The following is a 23,341-nucleotide window of genomic DNA, read 5'->3' as shown; positions in this document are numbered from 1 at the left end:
ATCTGGGCGAGGGTGTCGTGGCGACGCAGGTACACGAGTGCGACCAGCGCGCGACGGAAGCTTGCACCGCCGGTCACCCTCACGGGTGACGATGAGCATCGTGACCCACTCGACCAACGCGTGGGGCAAGTCGAGTGCGGCAGGATACGGAACCAACAGGGCTCCTGTGCTGCAGAGTTGAGACGTCGAACACCTCCCTCAACGGCACGGGAGCCCTGTCCGTTGCGCCCCGCCCGCACACCGCCCCGTCACTCGATCAGTGGCCACACTGAAAACGCTCAGTGTCTCGCCGGCCGCCGGCCGCACGGGGCCACAGGTGTGCCGCTGGAGCACCCCGCCAAGCTATGCCCGCGCTCCTTATGCGTGCTTGGCAGTTCACTCAGATGTTCCTTGACCGCACGCCGGCACATTGAGTACAGCAACATGCCGTCTTCCGTGAGCTGCGGTCCGCACCGGCATGCCCGCTTCACGCCCGGCCCCTTGAGAGCACTGACATGTCGGCGACGGTCATTCGAGAGTGTCGTGCGGCCTCCTGCAGCGGCGTCGCCGGCCGGGAGGACAGGACCACGCCCAGCAGCGTGGCCGTAGGGTAGTAGCCCGTCTGGCGGGAGTCGACGCTGGCGGCGGCATTGTCGCCGAGGAGGACCTTCTGTCCCGGGGGGACGTGCGTCTCCGGGACAGTCGCCAGCGCGGGGACTGCGGTGCGCGGCACCGGGTCGCCGGGGGCTGCGTGCACCCGCTTGATGATCCAGTGACCTGTGTGCCGTGCCGCAGGTGACGTCACGACGACCGCGTCCCCCCGTCGTGGAGGCTGCGTGCCCCGCCGGACGAGCAGGCGGTCGCCGTCGCAATAGGTGGGCCGCATACTCTCCCCCCGCACGGTGACGACGATCAGCCAGCGGCCGAGGACGACCGCGGCAGCCAGGGCCAGGGCGGGGGCGGCCACGACTGCCGTGGCAGCCAGAGCCGGCGCCCTTCGCCGGTAATCCCACGTTGCGCTGACGGCGAGCCAGGCGAGACCGAGGGCGGGAGCTACCTGGACGATACGAGGGCGGCGGCGCCCGGTCCCGGCCAGGGTGGAGGGCGGAGGAGAGAGGCCGGGCCGGGGCCGGCCGACGGGGAGTGAGGGGCTGTCAGGGCCGGGTGGGGGCGGGCGGCGGAAGCCAGCGTCGGACGTCATTTCCGCTCTCCTGCCGGCGCCGTGGGGACGGAGTCCGGGCCGACTCGGTAGCCCGCGGCCTGAAGGGTGAACAGCCGCGCGTACTGGCCGCCGGCGGCCATCAGGGAGGCGTGGTCGCCCCGTTCCACAATCCGACCTCCGTCCAGGACGACGATCTGTGCCGCTTCGCGCACGGCTCCGAGGCGGTGTGAGATCAGCAGGCTGGTGCGGTCTTCGCGGTGCCGCCGCAGAGCGGTGTGGATTTCATGTTCGGCGGCGGCGTCAAGCCCCGCTGAGGGCTCATCCAGGATCATCAGGTCGCACCGGTCACGCAGGAAGGCACGGGCGAGCGCGAGGCGCTGCCACTGTCCGCCGGAGAGCTCCACTCCCACAGCCGGGTCCTTCTCGGCACCGGGGAAAAAACGGCGCGACAGCAGGGTGTCGTAGCCGTTCGGCAGGCCGACGAGCCGGGAGTGGATGCCGGCCCGTCCGGCGGCGGCGTGAATGTGGCGGTCGGCACTGAGCGCGTCCGGGTCGTCGAAGGCATCCAGGTCGCCGAGTGCGATGTTCTCGGCGGCCGTCAGGTCGTACGTCATGTAGTCCTGGAAGACGGCGCCGATGCGCCGGCGCAGTTGCCCGGCGTCGAGATCACGTATGTCGACTCCGTCCCACAGAATGGCGCCCCGAGTGGGGTCGTACATCCGGCAGAGCAGTTTGACCAGGGTGGATTTGCCCGCGCCGTTGAGGCCGATCAGGCCGAGCGAACGGCCGTGGGGGATGGTGCGGTTGATGCCGCGCAGGATCCAGGGGTGGGTATCGGAGTACCGGAACCAGACGTCCCGCAGTTCGATGCGGTTCCGTAGGGGGGCAGCGTGCAGGGCCGGCCCGGGACGGTGAGGTCGGAACCTGCGGTGGTGATGGCCACGTAGTGGTCGAACATCAGCAGCGCCTGATGGGTGCTGGCGATTTCTCCCGCCATGGAGGTCAGCGCGTTCTGTACTCCCGCGATAGCGGCGATGAAGACGGTGATGTCGCCGATCGACAGCGTGCCGGCACGGGCCGCATGGACCGCCCAGAGCAGACCGCCGCCGGAGACCACGGCGGCCAGCAGCCCGAGGGTGGACTGGAGGATGAGGTCCCGTCGGTCGACGATGCGCTTGGCAGCGTTTGCGGACAGGCGCTCAGACTGCATCCGGCCGCGCAGGAAGGGGCCGATGCCAAAGAGCCGCACCTCCTTGGCGGCATCGACGGTGGTGAGCAGGTCGGCGTAGAAGACCTCCCGGCGCTCGGCGGGACCGATGTCCCAAAACATCCGGGCGCGCCGCCGGGAGAGGGAGAGTTGGGCGGCGAGCACCGGCAGGCCGGAGGCGAGCACGAGTGTGGTCATGACAGGGCTGATCACCAGCAGCGAGCCGAGGAACCCGGTGATGGTGACGGTGGCCTGGACGGTGCCCAGGATGCCGTCGACGGATTGGTTGGGGGACATGCGCCCCGCTTGCTGGGCCAGCCGGAGCCGGTCGAGAAAGCGGGGGTCCTCGAAGCGGCCGAGTCCGGTGAAGCCCTGTACGGCGGCGAACAGCCGGTCCTGGGCGAGCAAGCCTACGGCGCGGTCCAGCTCGGAGCGTAGGTAGCGGCCGCTGTGCGGGGCCAGTGCCATGGCCAGGCCGACCCCCGCCATCCCGGCGCTGAGGCCCAGCAGCGTGCGGGCCGGGGCGCCCGCCGTCATGCCGTCCAGGACCGCCTTGGTCAGCCAGGCGGCGGCCACCGGCAGAACGGCTGAGACGAGGGTGACCACCGTGAACAAAGTGAGCGCTCCGGGGGCAGCCCGTAGCGCGAGGCCGCAGGCTAGAACCGCGGCCCGCACCGTGCCACCACCCTGGCCCGGCTCGGCCACGGTGGTGGTGGGGTCGGGGGTGCCCGTCGTCCGGGTACCGCCGCCGGGTGGGGGCAGTCCGGGCGTCCGTGCCTCACGAGCGGAGGATGTGTCTACGGCCGTCATGCCACTGCCCGCGCAGCGCGGCCCAAGTCGACCCGATCGGCGGTGACCACGACGTGGCCGTCCGCGCCGGGGGCGACCCTGAGCACCGTGGGGTACGCGGCTGTCCTGAACGCGGCGCCGACCTCCCCGCCGGGCTCCTCGACGACCACCCTGGCCACCGGCGCAAGCGCTTGCACGAAGGGTGCGGCCGTCTCCTCCGTACCGACCACCACGGCAAGGACCCCACCGCGGCCACCAGGCAGAGCGCCGGCGTACTCGACGAACCGCGGCAGTTCCCTGCGGCAGGGGCCGCAAGTCGGCGAGAAGAAGCCGCCCAGCGTGTCATCGGTGATGTGGTCGCGGCCGACGATTTCACCTCCGATCGCCAAGGTGGCGAACTCCTCGATCTCCTCGCCCAGGGCGAGACCCGGTGCGCCGCTACCGATCTCCGTGAGCAGATCCTGCTGGTCACGCAACCGCTTGATCGCCCCCAGGGTGAGAAGAAGGTTCAGGACGCACAGCGTCCCCACGAGCAGCAGACCCGCGAACAGGAACGGCATGAGGTATCTCCTTGTGACTCGGATGCCACCGTCCTGCCTTTGGACGGTGGCCAGAAAAACCGAAGGCGGGGCGGTACAACTCGACGATGTCGTCAAGCGCCGCTATCAGTGCGGCCAGAACCGCCCCCGAGACCGCGGCGATCACGGCGCCACCGGGATGCATCGGCTCACCAGGGTCCAGGACCAGACGGGTGCCGAGACCGGCGAAGCCAGCGAGGACGAGATTGCGCAGCAGGTGCCGCATGCCGAGCGGGACGGCGGAGCTCCCGAAACAGCGGCAGGGCGTCGTCGCCCCACGTCGGATCGCGACGGCGATGGACAGCGCGAAAACAGCCAGCAACCCGGCCGCGACGAGGAATGCGACGGCCTGTGCGGCAGCGCTGGGCCAGAGCAGCAGAACGAGTATGGAGATTTCTGCGAAGATAACGCCGAGCGCCACCAGCCGCACACCGGTTGGCGGCACGAGCGGCATATTGCCTACCGATTCCAGGAATAAGCGGAAGGACCGTCCGCTCGACGTTTTGCTGACCGCAGACGCGAGGAACACCACTCCGATGAGGCAGCGGATCAACAGGGTCACATAAGCCACGGGGTCACCTTTGGCGCGGGTTCACAACGAGAGACCGACGAGGGGCAGTTGGCCGATAGGCGACGCCCCCCGTCCGTCGCTTCGCGAGGTAGGGGCTTGCCGTCAGCCGCAGATCAGGTCGGCGTTGCAGGTGTTGACAGAGCAGGGCCTACCGCCGCACTGCCAGCAGTTCTCCCAGTGCTTCCAACCGCAGGCCGCCGCGTCCACACCAGGGACGAGACGCTCCAGCAGGCCGGCTCCGAGGGCCTCGATCTTCTTTAGCATGTCGAACTCCTTCCAGAATTCACTCACTCGGTTCGGTCGGTGCAATTACTGCCGTCCGGCTTCCGTCGGACCAGATAGGCAACGACAGGCGAAGAAGGTGACGGCCGAAGCGAGGACGGCACGGGATGATGGTTTCCGTGCCTAGCCGTGGAACAGGCTCAGGCTCCGGACGTACGGGCTCGCTTCACCTTCTGCTGACCGTGCTGGGTATCGCCGGGGCTTTGGCGGTGACGCGCTATTCGGGTCTTGGGGTCGGCGCTACGGTCGCGGCGCTGCTGCCTACTTTGGCACCGGCCTATCTGGCCTGGGCCGGTTTCCGTGCCGCCCATTCCGGGACCGCCTCGGTTCCGGATCTGGCCCGGGTCGCCGATGACCTGGCCCAAGCGGTGCGACGCCAGTGGGAAGCCGAGGCGGCGATCCGTCGGATGAACGACCCCTATCCGCTGCCGGTGGCCTGGCAAGCCGCTGCCCCCGGGCTCGTCGAGGGATGGACAACTCTCTGCCGGCTCGCACGCGCCTGGCCCGGGGGGCCGCCGGGCGACCCCGCCCACTGGCCCGCAGGAGCCGACGGACTGAGAGGAAGCGGTGAACAGATCGGGGACGTCTTCTCACGGCACGTTCCTACCCAGCGCCTGGTCGTCCTCGGTGAGCCCGGCACGGGCAAGACCATGCTCTTGATACGGCTCCTGCTGGAGCTGATCGAGCAGCGCCCCGACCGAGGCCGAGTACCGGTGCTCTTCTCTCTCGCCTCCTGGGACCCGATGCGACAAGAGTTGCCACTCTGGCTGGCCCAGCAGTTGCGGCGCAGCCATCCCGGGCTCGGCGCTCCCGCCGCTCCGACATCGGTGGGCCGCGGTCCGGCGGATCTGGCCCAGGCCCTGGTGGAGAGCCGCCTCATCCTCCCGCTGCTGGACGGATTCGATGAACTGCCCCCCGCGCTGCGTACCTCTGCTCTGGAGAGAGTCAACCGCATGCTGTCCCCAGGACAACCCGTCGTGCTCTCCAGCCGCATCGCCGAATACCGTGCCGCCTTCGCTCAACACGGCACCGTCACACGGCTCAACGGGGCCGCCGGCATCCGTCTGCTCCCCCTCGCGCCCGCCGACGCGGCCGACTACCTGCGCCGGGACGCCGGCGGATCCGACACCCCCGCGGCCCGCCGCTGGGACGCGGTAGTGGCTCTACTGGGCACCGACAGCCCGGTCGGGCAGGTCCTGTGCACACCGCTGGGACTGTTTCTGGCCCGCACCATCTACAACCCGCGGCCGCATCCCGGGCCCCCGGCCCGGCCCACCCCGCAACCAGACGAGCTCTGCGACACGACCGGCTTCCCCACCCGCGCCCACATCGACGCCTTCTTGTTCAACGCCTTGATCCCTGCCGCCTACGCCGCCGGACCCGCTCGCTGGTCCGCCCGCCAGGCCCACCGCACGTTCACCTTCCTCGCCCGGCACCTGGAGAACAACCGCGCAGGAAGCCCTGACCTCGCCTGGTGGGAACTGCACCAAGCGTTCCCCTCACGCACACGCCGCCGCGCAACCGGGCTCATGTGTGCCATCGCCCTCGGGCTCCCTTTCGGGGTCTGGTCCGCGTTGGCCTTCGGTCTGCCGGCCGGCATCGAATACGGGCTGGCCATCGGCCTCGCCGGTGGCGTCGCAAGTGGTCTCGCCCAGCCACCTGGCTCCCCCGGTGTCCGTCTGCGCTGGTCACGGTCCGGGGTCACCACCGGAGTCTTCTTCGGCACCACTCTCGGGACCGCGGCCGGGCTGGCGACGAGAGTCGGCACCGGCATCGGGACGGCACTCGCCAGCGGATTCGCCGTCGGAGCCACGTTCGGGATCAGGATCACCCGCCCGGACCTGACGACGCAGGTGGGGCCGATCGCGGTACTCGCCGCCGACCGGCGCACGTTCCGGACGATCCTTCTGCTGGGCGGGGTCCTGGGTGCAGTCGTGGGTCTCTACACGGGGTGGCTCGCCGGCGAAGCCGCTGCCGGGCGGCCGCAGACTATGGCGGCCGGCTTCCTGGCGGGGCTGGGCATCGGTTTCGCGGCCGGTGTCAGGTCCGGCATCGTGGCTGGGCTGGCGGTGGGTACCGTCTTGGGGATCGTCTTCGGCCCCGTCACCGCGCTCGTGGCCGGGATCGGGGTCGGTCCGGGAATCGGGTCCGGGACCGCGGAGGGGCTGGCAGGCGCCCTCGGAGTCGGTTTCACCATGACGTCCTGGGGTTCCTTCGCCGTCGCCCGGACCCACCTGGCCCTGCGACGGCAAGTCCCCCGGGATCTGATGGCCTTCCTCGATGACGCGCACAGACAACGGGGCGTGTTGCGTCAAGTCGGAACCATGTATCAGTTCCGGCACATCGACCTCCAACGCCACCTGGCCCAGCAGCCCTGGCCCCCTTCCCCGTGATCAGCGCGGGATCCACGGAGGAGTAGCGACCCCAGCAACAGCAACGGCACACGACCGACGCTCAACTGGACGCTGTTCGCGCGCCGACCGCCGATTGACGGCCGGCCCGACCGTCCCGAGCACCCCGAACGGCCCCAACGCCGTTCGTACGACGTCCCGTTGTAGACACCACGTAAGTCCACGTGCTCTTATGCCCAGTGCATGATCCCCCGCCACGATTTCCAACGATGCAAGCGCAGTGCCACGGCCTACGCGGCCGGCCGGCAGCTCACCAGGAACAGCACCGCCCCGCACACGACTCGGACGAGTCAACTGCCCGCAGGAGAACGGAGTTTCGTATGAGAGCCGCTTCGATACCTCTACATCTGAAACGCGCACGCCCACAGGTGGGGGTCCTCGCCGGCCTCGCCGTGGTCGCCGCCACCACGCTCACCGGAGCGGGAGCCGCGTCCGCATCCGCATCCGCATCCGCATCCGCGTCGGCCAACAGTCCCTCCGCCCACCGCATCCCGACCGTCTCCTCCGGCAGCGCCCGCTTCCAGATCCTCTCCCCCACGCTCATCAGGACCGAGTACGCGGGCGACAAGAAGTTCACCGACGATCCGACGTTCAACGCCATCGGCCGCAGCGGATTCACGCCGACCCCGTACAGCTCCAGGACGTCCGACGGCTGGCTCACCATCAGGACGAGCGGCATGACCCTGCGCTACCGGGTCGGCTCCGGGGCCTTCGACGCCCAGAATCTCTCCGTCCGACTGACCGCGGGGCACGCGCCGGTGACCGCCGCCCCCTGGCAGCGTCTCGTCTGCACGGTCGGTGTGTTGTGCGAGGCCGAGGGACTTCAGCTGAACGGGGTCTCCAGCGCCTCCGACCACAAGGACCACACCGGGCCGGGCTTCGCCGCCGGGTTCGAGAGCACCGGCAGTTCCTTGTCCTCTGACATCGATGTCAAGAGCGCGGGCACCTACGACTTCGCCCTGCGGTACGCCAACTCCTCCGGCGGGGACGGTGAAACGCGGACCCGCACCCTGTCACTCACCGTGGACGGAGGCGCGGCGCGGACGGTGAGCCTGCCGGCCACGGCGAACTGGGACAGCTGGGACCTGGCCACCGCCGCCGGCGTCCGGCTCGGCGCGGGGCACCACACGATCGCCCTGACCCGGACCGCCGAGGATTCCGGCTCCGTCAATGTCGACAGCGTCGCGCTGCTCCCGACCGGTGCCGCGTACCCCAACGCCTCCACCACGGCGATCAAGAGCTGTCTGTCCGGAGCCAGTTGCGAGGCGGAGGCCGCACGGTTCGGCGGCACGGCGGTCAGCGCCACGGACCACAAGGGATACGCGGGCGACGGCTTCGTCGGCGAGCTCAACCAGGGGTCGAGCCTGACGACGCACGTGGTCGGCGTGCCCGCCGACGGCGTCTACACCCTGCGGGTGCGCTACGCCAACGGCAGCGGTGGTGACGGCCTCCACCAGAAGCGCTCGGCCGTCATCAGCACGGGCGACCCGGCCACTCCCGGCAAGAGCGAGGCCACCCTCGACCTCCCCCCGACCAAGGACTGGGACGACTGGCAGACCGCGTCCGTGCCCGTCGCCCTAGAGGCCGGGTCCAACAACGTCACCCTCGGCTGCCCCGATCCGGCCAGCTGCCACATCAACGTGGACACCCTGTCCGTCGCGGCCCCGAAGGACCCGGCGCCCGCGCCGCACATCGCGCTCGGCGGGTACCGCCGCGGCCTCGACGGAGTGAGCGGTGCCGGTGACGCACCCGTCACCACGCCGGGCCTGCTCCAGCGGGACGGCTGGTACCTGCTCGACGACACGCCGTCCGCCCTGTACGACACCACGGCGAAGAAGGTGCGGCCGCGCCCCGGCCACGCCGGTTCCGCGTACCAGGACGGCTATGTCTTCGGCTACGGACACGACTACAAGCAGGCCCTCGCCGACCTGGCCACCTTGACGGGGCCGCCCGCGCTGCTCCCCGCGTGGGCGTACGGCGTCTGGTACTCGGAGTACATCGACCGGACGGACGCCGACTACCGGAAGACGATCCTGCCGGCGTTCCGCTCCGAGGGCGTTCCGCTCGACGTCCTGGTCACCGACACCGACTACAAGGCCGTGAACGACTGGAGCGGTTGGGAGATCGACCGCTCGAAGTTCCCCGATCCGCAGGGCTTCTTCGACTGGTCCGCGTCGATGGGGCTGCACAACACGCTCAACGTGCATCCCAGCATCCTCGCGTCCGACCCTCAGTTCGCGCAGGCTCAGGCGACGGCCAAGGGCAAGCTCAGCAAGGGCGGTTGCTCCTCGGGCGCCAGTGTCGAGGACAACTGCTACACCTTCGACTTCGGCGACCCGAACCAGCTCAAGGCCTATATGGACCTGCACAGGACCATGGACGAGCAGGGCAACGACTTCTGGTGGCTGGACTGGTGCTGTGACGCGTCCCAGTCGTCGATGCCGGGTGTGACCCCGGACGCGTGGATCAACCAGCAGTACGCCGACACCACCGCCAAGACGCTCGGCCGGGGCTTCGTCCTGTCCCGCGCCTACGGTTCGCTGCAGGCCGGCGGGTACAGCGGGCAGCAGGCGCTGCCGACCGGCCCGTGGGCGGACAAGCGCTCCACCGTCCACTTCACCGGTGACACCTCCTCCACCTGGGGCATGCTGAAGTTCGAGGTCGGCTACACCCCGGGCGAGTCCGCGGCGACCGGGATGGCGGCCGTCACCCACGACATCGGCGGCCACAACGACACGACGGGGCTGCCCGGTTCGGAGACGTACGACGACAACGGCACGCCGCGCACCACGAGCAAACTGCCCGACGACCTGTACGCCCGCTGGGTCCAGTTCGGCGCCTTCCAGCCGATCGACCGGCTGCACAGCAACCACAGCGACCGGCTGCCCTGGCAGTACGGCACGGCGGCGCGGAAGTCGGCAGACAAGTTCCTCAACCTCCGCGAGAACCTGGTCCCCTATACGTACACGCTCGCCGAGGAATCCCACCGCACCGGTGTGCCGATCGTGCGCCCCACCTATCTGGAGTATCCCGACGAGCCCCAGGCGTACGCCGCGGCGGACAGCGAGTACTTCTACGGATCCGATGTCCTGGTCGCCCCGGTGACCGCGCCCGGGAACTCCGCGACCACGTCGGTGTGGTTCCCGCCCGGTGAGTGGACCGACTACTTCACCGGCAAGACGTACACCGGCGGGGCCACGCACTCCGTCACCACCGGCCTCGACACCATGCCGGTGTTCATCAAGGCCGGCGGCATCCTGCCCACGCGCTCCCACGACGTCACCGACCACGACCGCAACCCCCTGACCGACCTCACGCTCTCCCTCGCGAGCGGAGCCTCGGGTTCGTACAGCCTCTACGAGGACGACGGGGCGGCGGCGCAGAAGACCAAGAGCGCGACGACGCGCATCCGCTACGAACAGAAGGGGTCGCAGCGCACCGTGACGGTCGATCCGGCGAAGGGTTCCTTCCTGGGCCAGGTGCAGAACCGCCGCTGGACGCTCTCGGTTCTGGGGACCCGCTCCGCGCCCAAGGAAGTCACCGCGCGCGGGGTCCGGCTGGCGAAGGACGCGTACGACTGGAACAGCGGCACGGGAACTCTCACCATCAAGCTCCCGCGCCACAGCGTGCACACGCCGATCACCGTCACCATTCGCTGAGAGACGGGATCCGCCGAGGGGCGGGCTCCGCGTCAGTTGCCGAAGCCGAGAAGGGGCGGTGTGACGCCGGTCCCCTCGGGGTTGACGAGGACCCAGCCGTCGTCGGGGCCGCGCACCAGCTGCGCGGCCACGGCGACGTCGTCGGCGCCCTCGCGGATCAGCGGCCCCTCGGCGAGGTGTCCGGTGCGGGGGTCGAGGGTGTGGATCCGGCCGCCCGCGAGGACGGCGAGCCGGTTCTCCGGCAGCCGGGTGAGGGCGGTGACCGGGCCGTTCGCCCCGGTGTGCCACAGGCGCCGTCCGCCGTCGAGCGCGTAGCCGGAGACGGCGCCCGGGTCGACCTCGCCCGGCTTCATCGCCGCGGTCACCAGGACGTCGCCGACGACCGCGGCGCGGAGCGCGGGCCGGGCGTCGAAGCCCTGCTCGGGGTAGGGGATCAGGCTCAGATCTTCCTGGCGCCCGGAGACCTTCACCGATCCGCGCAGGCGGTCCTGTTCGTCGAAGGAGAGCACCGCGTCGGTCCCGCGGTCGTCCTTCTCCTTGAGCCAGAGCGAGAACGGCCGGGCGGAGACGACCATGGCCGTCTCCCAGTGGCTCTCGGCCGGCAGCGCGGTACGGCGTACGTGCTTGCCGGTCGCGCTGTCCAGAGAGACCAGTTGCAGCGAACGGAACGCGGACCCGGCGTCGTCCATGCACTGGACCACCATCCGGGTACGGCCCGCCGCGGCCGAAGCGACGACCGGTGCGCAGCCCTCACCGAGGTCGAGCGTCCAACGCGGATCACCCGCGCGCAGGGCGTAGCCCCGTACAGCGGTGTCCTCCAGCGCGACGGCGATGCCGCTGTCGACGGCCAGCCTGCCGTCGGTGGGCCGGCCGAAGGTGGCGTCGGCCTTGATCCTCCGCTCCCAGAGCTTGCGGCCGCTCGCGGTGTCGATGCCCCACACCGTGTCGCACGGCGCGTCCTCACGTCCGAAGGCGATCACTCCTACGCCGTCGGTGACGGTGTCGCTCATCGCGCACGCCGATCCGCGCACGGGCGCGTCCAGGCTCCAGCGCTCACGCCCGTCGGCAAGGCCGTAGCTGGTCAGACCGTCGCTGCGGGCGCGGACGACCGCGCCGTCCAGGACCCAGTCGCCCACGCCCTTGACGCTCCCCGGGCGGTCGACCGGCGCGACCCAGGCCCGGTCGACGACGGGACCGCGCATCCACGCGTACGCCTGCCACCCCGGCCACAGGGCGAGAACCGCGCCCGTCACGACGAGTACGGCGGGCAGCGCCTTGCCCGGACGCAGCTCGGTCAATCGGGCGACCCGCCAGCCGACCAGTCCCAGGCCCACGAAGGTGCACAGAAACGCCAGCAGGATGGTGGGAGCCGTGCCGTCGGGGCAGGGGCTGTACCGGCCTCCGCACGCGTTGCCCGGTATCGACGTCCAGCCGAAATAGTGGAAGACCAGCGCGAGTCCGGCGACCAGAGCGGCCGCGACCACGAGCAAGGCCCTGCCCCATACGGCTCCGCGTGCCGTGCGCGCGGGTCTGCTGTCCTCCACCATGACGCCCCCCGAACCGTTCTGCACCACGTCGCCCCCCAGGACGTCACCTGCCGCTTCTCCCCCCGGAGATGCGGCGGCTGATCATAGCTCTCGGACGGTGGAGGGGCCCGTGGGCATCGAAGACGGACTCGTCGAAGCCGCCGACCAGGCGAACAGGGTCGTCACCAGCTCCGGCAAGGACCAGCCGGACAAGCAGCAAGACGACGACCCGGAGAAGCAGTTGGACCCGTCCGGCGGTCAGATCGAAGCCTCGTCGGTCAGCGAGGGCACGGCGCATGGACGCAGGACCATGAGCGAGTTCTCCAAGGTCGCCACCATGGCAAAGGGGAACCGGTCCAGCTCAAGACAGAGTGCGACGTCGTCAGGATGGACTCCTTGACGCACCCCCTCCGCCAGCTCAGCAGCGGCGCGCGACTCGGCGGCGCGGCGGAGGAACTCAGCCGCATCGGTCCCGGCCTCGACGGCCCTACGAGCAATGTATTGAGCACACGCCAGATCTTCATCGGCTCGCCCGTCCTCGCCCGTGACCACGAACGTGACGTCGGCACACTCGCGTGTCCGCAAGAGCCGAGCCGTTGCCTCCGCCACCACGAAGCCGGCGCACAGGACCAGAGACGCCTCCTTGACCGCGAGGGCGCCGACCGTTCCTGCCGTGGTCTTCTGCACAACGGTCCGTCCGCCAAGGTCAACAGACCGCAGCAGACCCGGCGAGTTGACCATCTCGAACCCGGGCGCGGACGGACCGTCTTTGAGCGCCACCCAATCCGGGTGGCGAGCCTTGAGCGCCAAGGCTTCATCCAGCGACTCAGCGAGAACGATCTTCTCCGCCCCCTGGGCAAAGGCCCAGGCAGCCACGGTGAAAGCACGCATGACGTCGACTACGACCGCCACGGACGGGGCTTCGACCAGATCAGCGATGCCAAGGAAACGAGTGTCCATTCCGGTCATGATCGCGTATGCCCGGCCCGAGGCACCCGGAGAGCGATACGCCTCACATCGACGGTCTCGGAATGCAACACCGCCGGCTACCTCCGTCGCGACGGTGGTCCACAACCAGACGCCTGCTCCATCGCCACACGGGCCGCACTCCTGGATCACTTCACCTGCGGGAGGACCGGCACCGGAAGCCGGGGCAGGATCAGGGCGCCGCGAAGCCTGCCCGATGCCCGACGCGCAGGCCGCGATCACGTAGAACGCAACCGGCCGGTGGAAGGTCAGGTTGAGCGGCATGAAGTGGGTCAGCGGGCCGATCACCGCGGGGCCCGCGAGCATGCCAAGTGTGCGCGGCGCGCCACCACAGCGCATGCACGGCGGCGAAGCCGGTCGCAGCGCACGTCAGCGCGCCGCGACCGCCTCGATCTCGATGAGCATGTCGGGGTCGGAGAGGGCGCTGACCTCGGCCATGAGGCTCGCCGGTGTGCAGTGCAGGGCCGCGAGTCTGTCCAGGAGAACGTCGTAGTGGGCCTTGCACTCGGGCAGGTCCGTGGTGAAGATGCGGATCTGCACGACATCCGCCATCGTCATACCCGCTTCGGTGACGGTCTCCTCGAGCCGCCGCACGGTGAGATCGATCTGGCCGGCCATGTCCCCCTTGTGGGCGATGGCCCCCTCGTCGTCGCGCGCCTCGTGGCCCGAGATGAGGAGCAGGCTCTGTGCTTGGTCGATGCGTACGGCACGGTGGTACATCAACCGGTCGCCCGCCATACGCGGGCCGAACCCCTGAACGGTCACGCCTGTCCCTTCTCGTCCAAGCGGCCTTCCGGCCTCTTGACCTTTCCATGCGGTATGCCCACACATTTGCACAGCACCATCTATGCGACGAACGACGCGGACACAGAGGAGCAACATGCCCCGGCCCACCACCGTGCTCTCCGGATTCGCCTTCACCGAGTCGCCACGCTGGCGTGCGGACCGTCTGTGGTTCTCGGACTTCTACCAGGACCGGGTCTTCTCGGCCGCCGAGGACGGCTCGGACGTACGTGTGGAGGCCGATGTCCCCGAGCAACCGTCGGGGCTGGGGTGGCTGCCCGACGGCCGTCTGCTGATCGTGTCCATGCGCGATGCCAGAATTCTGCGGCGCGAGCCCGACGGTGTGCTGTCGGTGCATGCGGACCTCGGCGACCGGATGCAGGGGTACGCGAACGACATGGTGGTCGACGCGGTCGGCCGGGCCTGGGTCGGGTGTTTCGGCTTCGATCTGATGGGCGGCGAACCGCTCACCCCCGCCGCCCTCTACCGCGTGGACCCCGACGGCAGCGTCACCGTGGCCGCGACGGACCTGTGGTTCCCCAACGGCATGGTGATCACTGCGGACCGGGCGCTCCTCGTGAACGAGACGTTCGGCAACCGGGTGACCGCTTTCGACATCGACGAGAGCGGAGACCTGGTGAACCGCCGCGTCTGGGCGCGGTTCGGCGAGGTCCCGACCGCGCGTGAGTTCGCCCAGGTGATGCCTCAGCTCGTGGTCAGCGGCGACGGGGCGTGCCTGGACGCCGAAGGCGCCCTGTGGATCGCGGACGCCACGGGGGCGCGACTGCTGCGGGTCACCGAGGGCGGCACGGTCACGCAGGAGATCCGGCCGGGCGGCAACGTGTACGCGTGCGCGCTGGGCGGAGCGCAGGGCACGACTCTGTTCGCCTGCACGGCTCCGGACTTCTTCGAAGAGGCGCGGCGTCCCGTCCGGGAAGCCTCCATCGTGGCCCTGCCGGTGACCGTGCCCGGGTGACCGTGCTCGGGCACGCGCCCGGATCCGGCGTGCGGTGACACGTACCCAACATGCGCCCTGGTGTGTGCCGGAGCCCGTTGACCATGCTGCCGCACCGGGAAACCCAAGATCCTGGACAGCGTCAAGCCGAGAGCCTGTTTTGAACCCCTGTCTGCGCCCTGGCGCCCGGCGGGCAGTTGGCGCGCCTCCGGCCTCAGCGCGTGGTGGGACGCGACAGGTAGCGGCCCTGGGGCGTTCCCATGACCTTGCCGTCGCCGAAGACCTGCGTGCCGCGCAGGAACGTGGACTCCACGCGAGCGCCGATCTCCAACCCCTGCAACGGCGTGTACTCCTGGGCCGACAACGAGTCGCCCGCGTCCACGGTCCACGACGTCGAAGGGTCGAGGAGCACCACGTCGGCGTCGTAGCCCTCCGCGATCTGACCCTTCGTGGGCAGGCCGAAGCGCTGCGCCGGCGTCCAGGCGGTCAGCTCCGCGACCTTCTGCAACGGCAGGCCGTGGGCGGGCGCCGCACCGGCGAGGCCGGGCAGGAGGTACTCGGTGCCGCCGAACCCGGACTTGGCCTGGAAGACGTCGCTCTTCGGGTCGCCGAACTTCGTCTCCTCCTTGCAGCACGCGTGGTCGCTGACGACCCAGTCGATGTTGCCCGCCACCAGGTGCTCCCACAGTGCGTCCACGTCCTCCTGCGGGCGCAGCGGCGGGTTGACCTTGCCGCCTATGCCGGACGCCGTCTCGATGTTGGCCAGCAGGTGGCCGATCGTCACCTCACGACGGAAGTTGACCTGCGGGAAGGTCTTCGCCATCAGCATCGCCGACTCGATCGCCTTGCGTGACGACAGGTGCAGCAGGTTGATGTTCGGCAGTTCGGTCTCGGCCGCGAGGTAGCTCGCGATGGTGACGGCGAGTCCCTCCGAGTGCGGCGGGCGCGAGGCGCTGTACGCGGCGAGGCCGTCGAGCTTGCCCTCCTCCTCGACCAGCCTGGTGTACGCCGTCATGATCTCGGCCGTCTCGCAGTGCAGGGAGAGCGAGATGGCGTCGGCGAGGTCCGGGTGCGCCTGGCGCGCCGCCTGCACTCCGCGCATCACGAACTCGAAGTGCGCCAGGTCGTACCGCTCCCCGGGCGGGATCATCAGGAACTCGTTCTGGTCGGCGGAGCGTCCGTGCAGGCCGTGGCTGCCGTAGAACATGAAGATCTTGAACGAGGTGACGCCGAAGCGGGCGATCAGCTCGGGGATCTCCTTGATGTGCGCCTTCTCCATCGGCGCGAGGTGGAAGCCGTAGTCCACGTGCGAGCGGCCTTCGGCGGCCTCCAGCACCAGCGGGAAGACCTCGTTGTAGCTGCCGCCGCGGTTCATGTAGTACTGCCCGGTCCGCATGTACGTGAGGGCTGTCGTCACACCGCCTTGGGCACATGCCTTGCTCTCGGTGGCCGTGTCGTCGGACAGCGGATTGTAGATACCCCAGTGCTGGTGCGCGTCGACGACGCCGGGGAAGGCGAGCAGGCCTTTGCCGTCCACCACCTCGGCCGCGTCGGACGCCGGGATGTCCGGGGCGATGCGGTGGAACACGCCGTCCTTGATGCCGATGTCCGTGGTGGGGATGGACGAAGCGTCGTGCTTCACCAGGCGGACGTTCTTGATCAGCAGATCCAGCTCGGTCATGGTGTCCGTGCCCTTCTCGGTTCTTGATGCTCTAGGTGCTTCTGGTGCTCTAGATGCTCTCGGTGCTCTCGGTGCTGTGCTTGTTCTAGCTGGTAGCCGTGTTTCTGGTGGTGCCTGGGGTGGCTGTGTCGGCGGACAGGGTGGTGGCCGCCTGCCAGGCGAGGCCGAGCGCAGGCAGCAGGCCGTTGCCTGCCAGGTATCCGTTGGCGCCCCGCCCGGAAATGCCGTGCGCCGCCCCTCCCGAGGCGAAGAGACCGCCGATCGGCGCCCCCTGCCCGTCCAGTACGCGTGCCTCGCCGTCGACCACGAGGCCGCCCTGGGTGTGGAACAGGGCGGGGATCACCTCCACGGCCGCGTACGGCCCGCGCAGCGGCTCCTCGAAGAACGTGCGGCCGAACCGGTCGTGCCCGCCCTCCCCGGTGGCCAGCGCGACTTGCTCGGAGACCGATTCCTGGAGGGCCTTCGGGTCGCATCCGGTGCGCTCGGCGAGCACGTCCAGGTCCTCGGCCCACACCAGGGCGCCCGCTTCCACCGTCTGCCGGAAGTCGGAGAACGACAGGCACAGGTCGTGGACGCGGCGGTCCAGGACGATCCAGCCGCGTGCGTCCGGGCGGGCGGCGAGGGCCGCCGCGTACTCGGAGTAGCCGGTGGTCTCGTCCCCGAACCGTTCGCCGCCCGCGTCGACCATGATCGCGCCGTGCATGACGGTGGCCCAGCCCACCAGCGTGCGTGACCGGCGCGCGAGCGCCGCGTGGCCTTGGTAGGCGTCCATGAAGGCGGACCGCGCGCCGTGCCGCAGCCCGATGGCCAGACCGTCGCCGGTGGAGAACTGCCCGCCGTGGTAGTCGGCCGCCGCGATCTCGGGCAGATGCCCCTCGACCAGATCCCGGGCGGCGCCGTAGCCGTTGGTCGCCAGCAGCACGGCCCTGGTGGCGATGGTCTCCCGGTGGCCGCCCGGATCCTCGACGACCGCACCGGTGACCCGGCCGTGTGCGTCCCGCTCGACGTCCACGAGGCGTGCCGGGATCAGCAGGTCGATCGAGGGCGAACGCCGCACCCGTTCGTACAGGTGCCGCAGGAGCGTCGAGCCGTGCCGCCCCTGCACGGTGTGCAGCCGGTCGGCGCTGTGCCCCGGGTAGCTGAAGTCACGTACCAGTTGGAGCGGCACCCCCGCGCCGTCCGCCAGCCACTCCACCAGCGGCGCGCTGATCTTCGCGAGGGCGCCTGCGAGTACCGGGTCCGCCGTGCCGTGGGTCTTCTCGGTGATGTCGGCGAGGAAACGCTCCGGGCTGTCCTCGACGCCCTGCGCACGCTGCCAGCGGGAGCCGGCGCCAGGGATCATCGCGGTGGACATCGAGGTGTTGTTGCCGCGCAGGAACTGTTCGTCGGGGTCGACCACGAGCACGCTCAGGCCGTCCTCGGCGGCCTTGAGCGCACCGGCGAGGCCGCCGCCCGCGCCCGCGACCACGAGGTCGACGGCCCATTCGCCCGGCTGCTCGCCGCTCATGCCCGGCCTCCCGCTGCCAGCAGGCGCAGGGCCAGGGCCGCCGGGTCGACGAGCTCCACCGTGTGCGGTGTGTCGGTGTCGACGGCGGAGCAGCCGTTGATCACGGCCCGCACGCCCCGTGCCGCGAAGCCGTCGAGCGCGCCGCGCACGGCGTCGTTCCACCGCGCGGTGTCGGAGATGGCGTCGAAGTCCAGGTCGAGCACCGTGACACCGGCGAACCAGGGCCCGAACCCGTACTCCTCGATCCGATGGGCGAGTGCGTCGCCGATGGCCCGGTTGCGGGTGACCGCGCCGAAGGTACGTCCGGTCGCGACCAGGTGCGCGGCGCTCAGCCGCAGCATGCCGACAGTCTGGATCTCGGTACCGTCCGGTGTCACGGGAACGGCGGGGTCGAGCACGCAGTCCGGCATCCGGAAGGCGAAGCCGTCGTCCGGCGCTGCCGCCAGGGCTTTGCTGACCGCGGCGGTCGAGGCGGCGATGTCGTCCGCCGTCGCGAACCGGTCGGGCGCGTCGGCGCCGATCTCCTCGAGGACACATTCCACGCCCGGGGGTGCGAGCCGCCGGTAGCGGTCCTGACGCCGGGTCAGTTCGTCGGCGCCCACCCGGATCGGAGTGACGGAGAGGATCTTCATGCACTGCCTCCAAGTACTGCGGCCGTACGGGTGGTGAGGGGGGCGAGAGCCCGCAGCGACGGTCCTACGTCGTCGGTCGTGAACAGGTCGTCGACGGTGCTCCGCAAGCGGTCCACCGTGGCGGGATCGCCCAGCAGCGCGCCGAGCATCGCGGGCAGCGTCCGCGCGGTGAACGGATGGTGGTCGCTGTCGCCGACGGGGTGCGGTGCGTCGAGCTCCACGCGCCGGCCGTCCACCAGTACCGCCGTCAGCCGGGTGGCGCGCTCGTGCGGCAGTCGTCGGGTCAGCTCCGGGTCCTCGGCGACGGACACCTTGCCGGCGAGCGCGAAGAGGTCGGGGCGGTCGGCTCCGGTCGCGTCCGCCGTGGCCGGGGCCACCACGCCGTCAAGGAGCGCCGTGGCCACGGCGTACGGGATGGAGAACATCGCGCCCAGGCCGTTGTCCCATCCGGTGCGGTTCAGTGGTGCGGCCAACGCGTGCGTGTCCACGCGCAGTTCGGCCACGGCAGCGCCGATCTGGGCGTTCGTCAGGGCGCCCAGATGCTGGTGGCGCAGCTGGAGGGCGAGGTCGGCGGCCGGGTGGGTGTACGAGCACGACGCGTGGCGCTTGAAGTAGTTGTGCAGGATCTGCCAGTCGTCGCCCAGCCCTTCGGTGAGCGCGTCGGCGTCGAAGGCGCCGAGCAGCGTGCCGAGCGACAAGGCGGCGGTGCCGGTGTTGCGCACCACGCCGGCCGCGGCGAGCCGGGCCGCGGCGAGACCGGACACGGCCGCGGCGCCCATCCAGGCGTCCCGGACGCGGTGGCCGTCGAGCGCGGAGTCGAAGTGTCCTGCGACCGGCAGTCCCGCCGCCGTGTCGATGGCCGCCGCGATCCGCTCCGCGGGCAGGCCGAGCAGGACCGCGCAGCCTGCCGCGGCACCGGTCACGCCCCAGTTCCCGTGCGGGTGGACGCCCTGGCGCAGGGCGGTGGCGCGGCCGTGGCGCGCGGCGACCTCGTACCCCACGAGCAGGGCCCGCGCGGTGCGTTCGCCCGGGGATCCCAGCGAGGCGGCCAGGGCGAGGATCGCGGGGAACGCGTGCCCCGCGGGGTGGCCCTTGGCGTACTTTCCGCCCTCGTCGAGCTCGCTGCACACCAGAGCCGTCGCGTTCAGGTACGCGGCGGTGTCCACCTGCGTCAGGACACCGGCGCCGAACAGCGGCGCGTCGCCGAGAGGCTGCGGCCAGGCGGCACGGATCTGCCGCTGGCCCTGGGTGCGGGCCCCCGCGAGCGTCACCGCGAAGGTGTCGAGCAGGACCAGACAGAGTCGTTCACGCACGTCGGACGGCACGTCGGTCCAGGACAGCCGGGCGGCCCAGTGCGCGAGGTCGCCGGTCCGCTCCCGTGCCTCGGCCTTGGGGTCGCGTGCCCTTGCCAGGTGTGCGTCGGTCGGTCCGGCAGGCACTGGGCCACCTCCTTCCGTGTTGTTCCACACAGCGGAACGCTTCAGTTATTCGATCCTTCCAGCGCCGCCGAAAGAACGTCAATACCTTCCGGCTACATCCACGTAACCTCGATATTTACCAGGGATCAACCCTTGACCAGGTCCCGAGTCGATGTTTTTCTGGTGTTCCATTGAGCGGTACGGATAGAGGTCGATCCGCGGGGATCCCCCGGATCACGACCTCAGGGAACAGGCAAGAATGAGCCCATGACGACCCAACCCGGAACCGAGACCGCAGGCCGAGTCATCGACGTGCTCCTGCTGTTCACCGACGGACCCGACGACCTCGGGGTGTCCTGGATCGCACGCGAACTCGGCCTGAGCAAGGCGGTGGTGCACCGCATCCTCCAAACCCTCGTCGCCCGCGGCATGGTCGAGCTCGACCAGGAGTCACGGCTGTACCGCCTCGGTCCGACCACCGCGGCGCTCGGCGCCCGCGCCCTGCGCGAGTTCGACCTGCGGGCCGTCGCCACGGACACCCTGCGGCGGCTGCACCGGCAGACGCACGAGACCGTGACGCTCACGGCCCTGGTGCCCGGTGGCCGCGCCTACATCGACCAGATCGTCAGCACCCACGAGGTGAAGATGACCGTGGAACTGGGCCGCAGGTTCCCCTTGCACGCGGGCAGTTCCGGCAAGTGCCTCCTCGCCTTCCTGCCGCAGCCGCGGCGCGAGGAGATCCTCGCCGCGGAACTCTCCGCTCTCACCGACAAGACCATCACCGACGAGGAGACGCTCCGCACCGAGCTGACCGCGATCCGGGACCTCGGCTACGCGAGTTCCCAGGGCGAACGTCAGGCGGACGCCGGATCGGTGGCCGCGCCCGTGTTCGGCCTCGACGGCAACGTCCGCGGCTCGGTGTCGGTGTGCGGCCCGCGCTCCCGCTTCACCCCCCAGTTCGTCGGCGCGTGCGCGCCCCACGTGGTCGAGGCGGCACACGACCTCTCCACACTCCTGGGCTGGAAGGCCACCGGCCCCGGCCGGCCGACGGCCTCCCTCCCGGCCCCTCCCCCGTGATGACGGAAGGACCCCCATGACCGACACCGCACCCGCACACCAGGCGGACAGCGCGGCGGCCCTCGACGGCATCAAGGTGCTGGACATCGCCACGCTGTTCGCCGGCCCCCTCGCCGCCACCCTGCTCGCCGACTTCGGCGCCGACGTCGTCAAGATCGAACACCCCAAGGGCGACCCCGTGCGCCACCACGGCGCCAGCAAGGACGGTGTGGGCCTGTGGTGGAAGATGCTCGCGCGCAACAAGAAGGCGATCACCCTCTACCTCGGCAGCGCCGAAGGCCAGGACATCTTCCGCCGCATGGTCGCGGACGCGGACGTCGTCATCGAGAACTTCCGCCCCGGCACGCTGGAGCGCTGGGGCCTCGGCTACGAGACGCTGGCCGAGATCAACCCGCGTCTCGTGCTGGCCCGCGTCACCGGGTTCGGGCAGCTCGGCCCCTACTCCAAACGCCCCGGTTTCGGCACGCTGGCCGAGGCGATGAGCGGCTTCGCCGCCATCACGGGCCAGCCCGACGGGCCCCCGACCCTGCCCCCCTTCGGACTCGCCGACGGTGTCTCCGCGCTCACCGCCGCGTTCGGCATCATGACCGCGCTGCACGCCAGGAACCGCACGGGACGCGGCCAGGTACTCGACCTGGCGATCATCGAACCGATGGTCACCCTGCTCGGACCGCAGGCCATCACCTACGACCAGCTCGGCGAGCTCCAGCCGCGTACCGGCAACAGGTCGGCGAACAACGCTCCGCGCAACACCTACCGCACCAAGGACGACTCGTGGGTCGCCGTCTCCACCAGTGCGCAGTCCATCGCGGAACGCGTGATGCGCCTGGTCGGACGCCCCGAGTTCATCGACGAGCCGTGGTTCGGCTCGGGTGCCGAGCGCGCCCGGCACGCGGACGAGCTCGACGAAGCGGTCGGCTCCTGGATCGCCCAGCGCACCCGCGCCGAGGTCGTCGCCGCGTTCGAGGAGGCGCAGGCAGCCGTCGCGCCCATCTACGACATGAGCGACATCTTCGAGGACCCGCAGTTCCAGGCCCTGGAGACGATCACCGAGGTGGACGACGAGGAACTCGGCCCCATCCGGTTCCAGAACGTGCCGTTCCGGCTCGACGACACCCCGGGCGCGGTCCGCTGGTCCGGCCGGCGCAAGAGCCGCGACACCGCAGAGGTGCTCGGCGCGTACGGCGTCACCGCCGACGAGATCGCCGCTCTCACCGAACGCGGCATCGTATGAGCACCCCGGTACACCCCACCCCCGTACCCCTCACCCCCACACACCCCACCGGCGTACGGTCCTGGCTCTACGTCCCCGCCACCCGCCCCGACCTCCTCGACAAGGCGATGCGCGGCGAAGCCGACGCCGTCGTCCTCGACCTGGAGGACTCCGTACCGGCCGACCGCAAGGACGAAGCACGCGCGGCCGCCGTCCGGGCCGTGGACAAGACCTGGCCCAAACAACTGTGGCTCCGCATCAACCAGGTTCAACTGCCTCACGGGCAGGACGACCTGACCGCGCTCGCCGGCGCCCCCGTGCAGGGCCTGCGCCTCGCCAAGTGCGAGAGCGCCGAGGAGATCGACACCGTGCTGCGGCACGTGAACGCTCCCCTGCACCTGTTGTTCGAGACGGCGCTCGGAGTGGAGCGCGCCTACGAACTCGCCACGGCGGCACCGCAGGTGGCACTCCTCTCCCTCGGCGAGGCCGACCTCGGCGCCGACCTGAGGGTGCGCAGTGACGCGGCACTCGACTGGGCGCGCGCCCGCCTCGTCAACGCGGCACGCGCGGCGGGGCTCACCGGCCCGGTACAGAGCGTGTGGACCGACGTGACGGACCTCGCCGGACTGGCCGCCAGTACCGAACGCGGCTCGGACCAGGGCTTCTTCGGTCGCTCCGTCGTCCACCCGAAACAGGTGCCGGTGGTCAATCAGGCCTTCACACCCCGGCCCGAAGAGGTCGAAGAGGCCCACCGGTTGGTCGACTCGCTGCGTCAGGCCCAAGAGGCGGGCAGCGCCGCCTGGCTCGACGACCGCGGCCGGCTGATCGACCCCGCGGTCGTGGCCCGCGCCCACTGGGTGCTGGACCGCGCGAACTGACCGCACGCGAACCCCACCGGTCGGCCCCGATTCCACGCGAACCCCG

At 70.4% G+C, this 23,341-nt stretch carries 19 protein-coding genes and 2 pseudogenes; 6 read left to right on the top strand and 15 right to left on the bottom strand.

Features of this window, described 5'->3' with window-relative positions:
* The 7 genes and pseudogenes from ABD366_RS33370 to ABD366_RS33340 form a co-directional block, all read right to left on the bottom strand.
* Window positions 1-156: pseudogene (locus ABD366_RS33370) on the bottom strand (IS5/IS1182 family transposase); the annotation flags it as partial.
* 310 nt (window positions 157-466) lie between these two features.
* Window positions 467-1,180: a S24/S26 family peptidase gene (locus ABD366_RS33365; protein ID WP_324767825.1), complete on the bottom strand. Its 714-nt coding sequence runs from the start codon at window positions 1,178-1,180 to the stop codon at window positions 467-469.
* Complete coding sequence (locus tag ABD366_RS33360; protein WP_344443015.1) at window positions 1,177-1,911, bottom strand: ATP-binding cassette domain-containing protein; 735 nt, start codon at window positions 1,909-1,911, stop codon at window positions 1,177-1,179. Before ABD366_RS33360 ends, ABD366_RS33365 begins: the two co-directional genes overlap by 4 nt.
* Window positions 1,911-3,158 (bottom strand): ABC transporter transmembrane domain-containing protein, encoded by a 1,248-nt coding sequence (locus ABD366_RS33355; protein WP_324767827.1) that lies wholly within the window; start codon window positions 3,156-3,158, stop codon window positions 1,911-1,913. Before ABD366_RS33355 ends, ABD366_RS33360 begins: the two co-directional genes overlap by 1 nt.
* Window positions 3,155-3,697 (bottom strand): thioredoxin domain-containing protein, encoded by a 543-nt coding sequence (locus tag ABD366_RS33350; RefSeq protein ID WP_324767829.1) that lies wholly within the window; start codon window positions 3,695-3,697, stop codon window positions 3,155-3,157. Before ABD366_RS33350 ends, ABD366_RS33355 begins: the two co-directional genes overlap by 4 nt.
* Complete coding sequence (locus ABD366_RS43625; RefSeq protein WP_425576998.1) at window positions 3,606-4,244, bottom strand: MauE/DoxX family redox-associated membrane protein; 639 nt, start codon at window positions 4,242-4,244, stop codon at window positions 3,606-3,608. Before ABD366_RS43625 ends, ABD366_RS33350 begins: the two co-directional genes overlap by 92 nt.
* Window positions 4,245-4,388: 144 nt before the next feature.
* Complete coding sequence (locus tag ABD366_RS33340; RefSeq protein ID WP_324767831.1) at window positions 4,389-4,550, bottom strand: hypothetical protein; 162 nt, start codon at window positions 4,548-4,550, stop codon at window positions 4,389-4,391.
* Window positions 4,551-4,750: 200 nt separating this feature from the next.
* Between ABD366_RS33340 and ABD366_RS33335 the strand changes: the two genes are divergently transcribed.
* Both ABD366_RS33335 and ABD366_RS33330 read left to right on the top strand, forming a co-directional pair.
* Window positions 4,751-6,961, top strand: a complete 2,211-nt coding sequence (locus ABD366_RS33335) for an NACHT domain-containing protein (protein ID WP_324767832.1) — start codon at window positions 4,751-4,753, stop codon at window positions 6,959-6,961.
* A gap of 338 nt (window positions 6,962-7,299) precedes the next feature.
* A complete protein-coding gene (locus ABD366_RS33330; protein WP_324767833.1) occupies window positions 7,300-10,638 on the top strand; it encodes a TIM-barrel domain-containing protein in 3,339 nt (1,112 codons plus the stop codon).
* A gap of 32 nt (window positions 10,639-10,670) precedes the next feature.
* Here ABD366_RS33330 and ABD366_RS33325 read toward each other — a convergent pair whose 3' ends face one another.
* The 4 genes and pseudogenes from ABD366_RS33325 to ABD366_RS33310 form a co-directional block, all read right to left on the bottom strand.
* Window positions 10,671-12,212 (bottom strand): outer membrane protein assembly factor BamB family protein, encoded by a 1,542-nt coding sequence (locus tag ABD366_RS33325; RefSeq protein ID WP_324767834.1) that lies wholly within the window; start codon window positions 12,210-12,212, stop codon window positions 10,671-10,673.
* A 210-nt stretch (window positions 12,213-12,422) separates the two neighbouring features.
* Window positions 12,423-13,124 carry a 2-phosphosulfolactate phosphatase gene (locus ABD366_RS33320; RefSeq protein WP_324767840.1) on the bottom strand — a complete coding sequence of 234 codons (702 nt, stop codon included), beginning with the start codon at window positions 13,122-13,124 and terminating at the stop codon, window positions 12,423-12,425.
* 186 nt (window positions 13,125-13,310) lie between these two features.
* Window positions 13,311-13,463 (bottom strand): annotated as a pseudogene (locus ABD366_RS33315) (MFS transporter); the annotation flags it as partial.
* 57 nt (window positions 13,464-13,520) lie between these two features.
* Window positions 13,521-13,889, bottom strand: a complete 369-nt coding sequence (locus ABD366_RS33310) for a Rid family hydrolase (RefSeq protein ID WP_324767841.1) — start codon at window positions 13,887-13,889, stop codon at window positions 13,521-13,523.
* Between the two features lie 142 nt (window positions 13,890-14,031).
* On the opposite strand from ABD366_RS33310, the gene ABD366_RS33305 reads away from it, so the two are divergent.
* On the top strand, window positions 14,032-14,910 hold the full coding sequence (locus ABD366_RS33305) for an SMP-30/gluconolactonase/LRE family protein (protein ID WP_324767835.1): 879 nt from the start codon (window positions 14,032-14,034) through the stop codon (window positions 14,908-14,910).
* Window positions 14,911-15,103: 193 nt separating this feature from the next.
* Here the strand turns inward: ABD366_RS33305 and ABD366_RS33300 are convergent, their stop codons facing one another.
* The 4 genes from ABD366_RS33300 to ABD366_RS33285 form a co-directional block, all read right to left on the bottom strand.
* On the bottom strand, window positions 15,104-16,570 hold the full coding sequence (locus tag ABD366_RS33300; RefSeq protein WP_324767836.1) for a dihydroorotase: 1,467 nt from the start codon (window positions 16,568-16,570) through the stop codon (window positions 15,104-15,106).
* 85 nt (window positions 16,571-16,655) lie between these two features.
* Window positions 16,656-18,077 carry an FAD-dependent oxidoreductase gene (locus ABD366_RS33295; RefSeq protein WP_324767837.1) on the bottom strand — a complete coding sequence of 474 codons (1,422 nt, stop codon included), beginning with the start codon at window positions 18,075-18,077 and terminating at the stop codon, window positions 16,656-16,658.
* Window positions 18,074-18,709 (bottom strand): aspartate/glutamate racemase family protein, encoded by a 636-nt coding sequence (locus ABD366_RS33290; protein WP_324767838.1) that lies wholly within the window; start codon window positions 18,707-18,709, stop codon window positions 18,074-18,076. The genes ABD366_RS33295 and ABD366_RS33290 overlap by 4 nt, the downstream gene beginning before the upstream one ends.
* The gene (locus ABD366_RS33285; protein WP_344443001.1) at window positions 18,706-20,148 is read right to left on the bottom strand and encodes an MmgE/PrpD family protein; all 1,443 of its coding nucleotides are present in this window, start codon (window positions 20,146-20,148) and stop codon (window positions 18,706-18,708) included. Before ABD366_RS33285 ends, ABD366_RS33290 begins: the two co-directional genes overlap by 4 nt.
* 246 nt (window positions 20,149-20,394) lie before the next feature.
* Between ABD366_RS33285 and ABD366_RS33280 the strand changes: the two genes are divergently transcribed.
* From ABD366_RS33280 to ABD366_RS33270, 3 genes are read left to right on the top strand one after another with little or no spacing between them, the layout of a single operon-like run.
* Window positions 20,395-21,204, top strand: a complete 810-nt coding sequence (locus ABD366_RS33280) for an IclR family transcriptional regulator (protein ID WP_324775073.1) — start codon at window positions 20,395-20,397, stop codon at window positions 21,202-21,204.
* Window positions 21,205-21,220: 16 nt separating this feature from the next.
* Entirely contained in the window at window positions 21,221-22,438 is a 1,218-nt protein-coding gene (locus tag ABD366_RS33275; protein ID WP_324775075.1) for a CaiB/BaiF CoA transferase family protein, read from the top strand.
* Complete coding sequence (locus tag ABD366_RS33270; protein ID WP_324775077.1) at window positions 22,435-23,295, top strand: HpcH/HpaI aldolase/citrate lyase family protein; 861 nt, start codon at window positions 22,435-22,437, stop codon at window positions 23,293-23,295. Before ABD366_RS33275 ends, ABD366_RS33270 begins: the two co-directional genes overlap by 4 nt.
* The last annotated feature ends 46 nt before the right edge of the window (window positions 23,296-23,341 follow it).

The organism is Streptomyces kunmingensis, assembly GCF_039533535.1.
In the GTDB taxonomy this organism is placed as follows: Bacteria; Actinomycetota; Actinomycetes; order Streptomycetales; family Streptomycetaceae; genus Streptomyces; species Streptomyces kunmingensis.
The sequence above is the reverse complement of the archived record's forward strand: the minus strand, read 5'-3'. Positions and strand labels throughout refer to the sequence as shown.